4 protein-coding genes are annotated in these 3,623 nt (G+C 29.3%); 3 read left to right on the forward strand and 1 reads right to left on the reverse strand.

What is annotated here, in order from left to right; genetic code table 11:
- The first annotated feature begins 317 nt into the window (after positions 1-317).
- Positions 318-965 (forward strand): HAD family phosphatase, encoded by a 648-nt coding sequence (locus tag CLOBL_RS26860; RefSeq protein ID WP_077861793.1) that lies wholly within the window; start codon positions 318-320, stop codon positions 963-965.
- A 224-nt stretch (positions 966-1,189) separates the two neighbouring features.
- On the opposite strand, the gene CLOBL_RS26865 is transcribed toward CLOBL_RS26860, so the two are convergent.
- On the reverse strand, positions 1,190-1,936 hold the full coding sequence (locus tag CLOBL_RS26865; RefSeq protein WP_077861794.1) for a peptidyl-prolyl cis-trans isomerase: 747 nt from the start codon (positions 1,934-1,936) through the stop codon (positions 1,190-1,192).
- Positions 1,937-2,113: 177 nt separating this feature from the next.
- Between CLOBL_RS26865 and CLOBL_RS26870 the strand changes: the two genes are divergently transcribed.
- Together CLOBL_RS26870 and CLOBL_RS26875 are read left to right on the forward strand one after the other, a co-directional pair.
- The gene (locus CLOBL_RS26870) at positions 2,114-2,791 is read left to right on the forward strand and encodes a uracil-DNA glycosylase (protein ID WP_077861795.1); all 678 of its coding nucleotides are present in this window, start codon (positions 2,114-2,116) and stop codon (positions 2,789-2,791) included.
- Between the two features lie 149 nt (positions 2,792-2,940).
- On the forward strand, positions 2,941-3,351 hold the full coding sequence (locus tag CLOBL_RS26875; RefSeq protein WP_077861796.1) for a DUF3785 domain-containing protein: 411 nt from the start codon (positions 2,941-2,943) through the stop codon (positions 3,349-3,351).
- Positions 3,352-3,623 lie beyond the last annotated feature (272 nt).

Consider the following 3,623-nt stretch of genomic DNA (forward strand, 5'->3'; position numbering starts at 1 on the left):
GCGCGCGTGGTTTGGGACCATGAGGTCGCAGGTTCAATCCCTGTCACCCCGACCAAAAATATTATCTAAAATATACAAATATTAACTTAGGGATAATCCTTAAGTTTTTTTATTTATCCTTTTATTATATGTATTGCAATTCGCTATGCACAATTTACAATTAGCAATTGTTGAAAAAATCCTGTAAAGACTTCAACCCTAATTGTCAATTGTACATTGCAAATTTTTAATTGCAACATATATAATAATTACAAATCAATTTATAATTATTATAATAGCTTTGTAAATATCACCAGTAATAATTTATGGAGGTATACATGTTAAATAATATAAAGGCTGCAATCTTTGACTTAGATGGGACTCTAGTTGATTCCATGTGGGTTTGGAGTAAAATTGATACTGATTACCTAAAAGATAAAGGTTATACTGTGCCTGATAATTTAAAAAATGATATTGAACATTTAAGTTTTACTCAAACTGCTATTTATTTTAAAGAAAAATTTAAACTCAATGATTCCATAGAAAAAATAGTAGCTGATTGGCATAATATGGCCTATTATCATTACTCTAATAATGTAAAATTAAAATCAGGAGTGCTAAAATTTTTAGATTATTTAAAATCTAATAAAATAAAAATCGCTTTAGCTACCAGTAATTCTCACTCTCTGTTGGAAGCTTGCTTAAAAAATAATAAAGTTTATGATTATTTTGATTCAATCACAACTACCGATGAAGTCTCTAATGGTAAAGATTCTCCCGATGTATATTTGCTAGCTGCTAAAAAATTAGGCATTTCTCCAAAGAATTGTATCGTGTTTGAAGATATCCTGCCTGCTGTACAAGCTGCAAAATGTGCGGACATGAAGGTAATTGCAGTAGAAGATACTGAATGCTTAAATTCAAGGGAGGATTTTCTTAAGTACGCGGATAAATATATTACCTCATTTTTAGACTTATTAGAGTAGCTAAGCATACTATAATCTTATGTAACAATATATATTTTTTATATCATACTTATTTTGTAACATTTCAGCATTAAAATCCTTTATACGCGTAAACAGCTACATTCTTTAACCAGAATGCAGCTGTTTTTTATTGTAGCTGTTAAAATCTAATTTGTGTCCTATTAGTATTTTACTTAGTAACTTTAGAACTATTATGTAAATAACTACTTGATTGTCGCAAGAAATTACTTTCTCTCAACTCCATACTTTCCTTCTAATTCCTTTAAAATTTGCTCATACTTAGTATGTTGGTTTTGTTTTACTAATTCATTTAAAACATTATCTTTTACTTCATCAAAGCTAGTAACTGCTGCTTCGTTTTTTGCATCTACTAATATTAAATGATATCCAAATTGAGTTTTAACTGGTTCAGTAATTGTACCTATTTCAGCATCAAATGCAGCTTCTTCAAATTCTGGTACCATCATGCCTTTTGAAAATTCACCTAGATTTCCACCTTGCATATTTGATGGACACATTGAATACTTCATTGCAGCATCCCCAAATGATATTTGTTCACTTAAAATTTCTTCCTTAGCCTTTTTAGCTTCTTCTTCTGTTTCAACTAAAATATGTCGAGCAGAAACTGTAGCTGGTTTACCAAAAGATTCTTTATTATCTTCATAATACTTTTTAACTTCATCATCTGTAACTGTTACATCAGCTAATATCTTATTTATTGCCATTGAAGTTATAACTTCCTTTGATATGTTTTCTATGGCATCTTTATATTCTTGTGTTTTATCTATGTTTATTTCTTTTCCAAACTTATTCATTAATTCAAATGAAATTAATTGCTCTACTAATTGTTTTCTCTTTTCTTCACTTTGTAATGCGCCTCTTTGTTCTTGAGGATACCTGCTGATAATCGCATTTAAATCTTTTTCTGTTATTTCATGTCCTGCTGCAATAGCTAATACTTTATTTTCCATGTAAATTCTCCTTTATAATAAATATTTTATATTATTTTTCTTAGTAATTTGTTTTATACATTCCATTTTAACAGCATCTGACCCTTCAAACAACAATAATGAGCAAATATTTTTAGTCAATATAATCTAATATACATAAATCTGTAATATAATGTTATAATAATTTCGGGTGATGTTATGTCTGAAATATTAAAAAACGATTGGAAAAATTATTTAGAATCCGAATTTCATAAAGATTATTATCTTAAATTAAGAAAATTTTTAGTCAATGAATATAACTCTAAGATCATCTATCCAAATATGTATGATCTTTTTAATGCGTTGCATTTTACACCTTATAGTGATGTTAAGGTCGTTATCTTAGGACAGGATCCTTATCACGGTCCTAAACAAGCACATGGCTTAAGCTTTTCTGTTAATCCTGGTGTAAAAGCTCCACCATCTTTAATTAACATCTACAAGGAGCTTCATGATGACTTAGGATGCTATATTCCAAACAATGGCTATCTTAAAAAATGGGCTGATCAAGGTGTTTTATTATTAAATACAGTACTTACTGTCAGAGCTGGCGAAGCCAACTCGCATAGAAACAAAGGTTGGGAGGAATTTACTAATAGGATTATTACCATATTAAATGAAAAGGAAACTCCTATAGTTTTTATTCTCTGGGGAAATAATGCTATTTCAAAGACTAGTTTAATTACTAATCCAAAGCATTTTATCATAAAATCAGTTCATCCTAGTCCCTTATCAGCCTCAAGAGGCTTTTTGGGCAGTAGACCATTTTCAAAAACAAATGACTTTTTAGTTTCTACTAATCAAACACCAATAGACTGGCAAATTGAGAATATATAGAATATATACATATTTCAATATTGTCATTCTTAATACACCTAAATAATCATTGTAAAGAGATAATTTTAACTTAATACTTACATGAATACTTATGATATCTAGTGTATAATATTCATATGAGCATTCTGCTGACTTAAGGAGGTTATTTTGTGGAATATAAATTTTCTCATAATGGCAAAGAATACGTATTAACAAAGGAAAATTGCGACGGAATATTTTTTGATGATGAAGCTACGGTTTCAGGTCTTTCTATGGATATTATTTTAGATGCTTTAAATGAAGGTGAAGAGGTAAACTTCTCAAATGAGTATTACATGGGAAAATGTTCTTGCAACTCCCAAGAAGAGATAAATAAATCTTATCGTTATTTAGAATATCACTTTTTTATTTACACAAAAAATAATCAATATGTAATAAATACTATTGGTAATGAATATAAACATACATCCTTTAATCAGCTTTTTGGATTTGGTAAAGTGGATGATAGTTATATAGTTAGTGTAACTGTATGTCCTAATTGCGGTGAATATTCAATATCAGTGGAACAATGCACTGTTTAATTGTATAATTTATTGGGCTGTCGCTCAAAAAAATAGAAACTACACTATCCTGAATTAAAGTTTTAAATTCTGATACAGCATATTGTGGTTGGTTTTCTCAATGCGACAGCCCTTATTACACTCCAGAATTTTAAATCTTTAAAAAATTTTTGTCTAATACCATAGCTGTTTTTTTGCAATAAGACAAAAAAGCACTAACTTACGTTAGTGCTTTTAATATGGTGGCTCGAACTGGAATCGAACCAGTGACACGAGGATTTTCAGTCCTCTGC

The sequence above is a fragment of the Clostridium sp. BL-8 genome, assembly GCF_002006495.1.
Taxonomy (GTDB): Bacteria; Bacillota; Clostridia; order Clostridiales; family Clostridiaceae; genus Clostridium.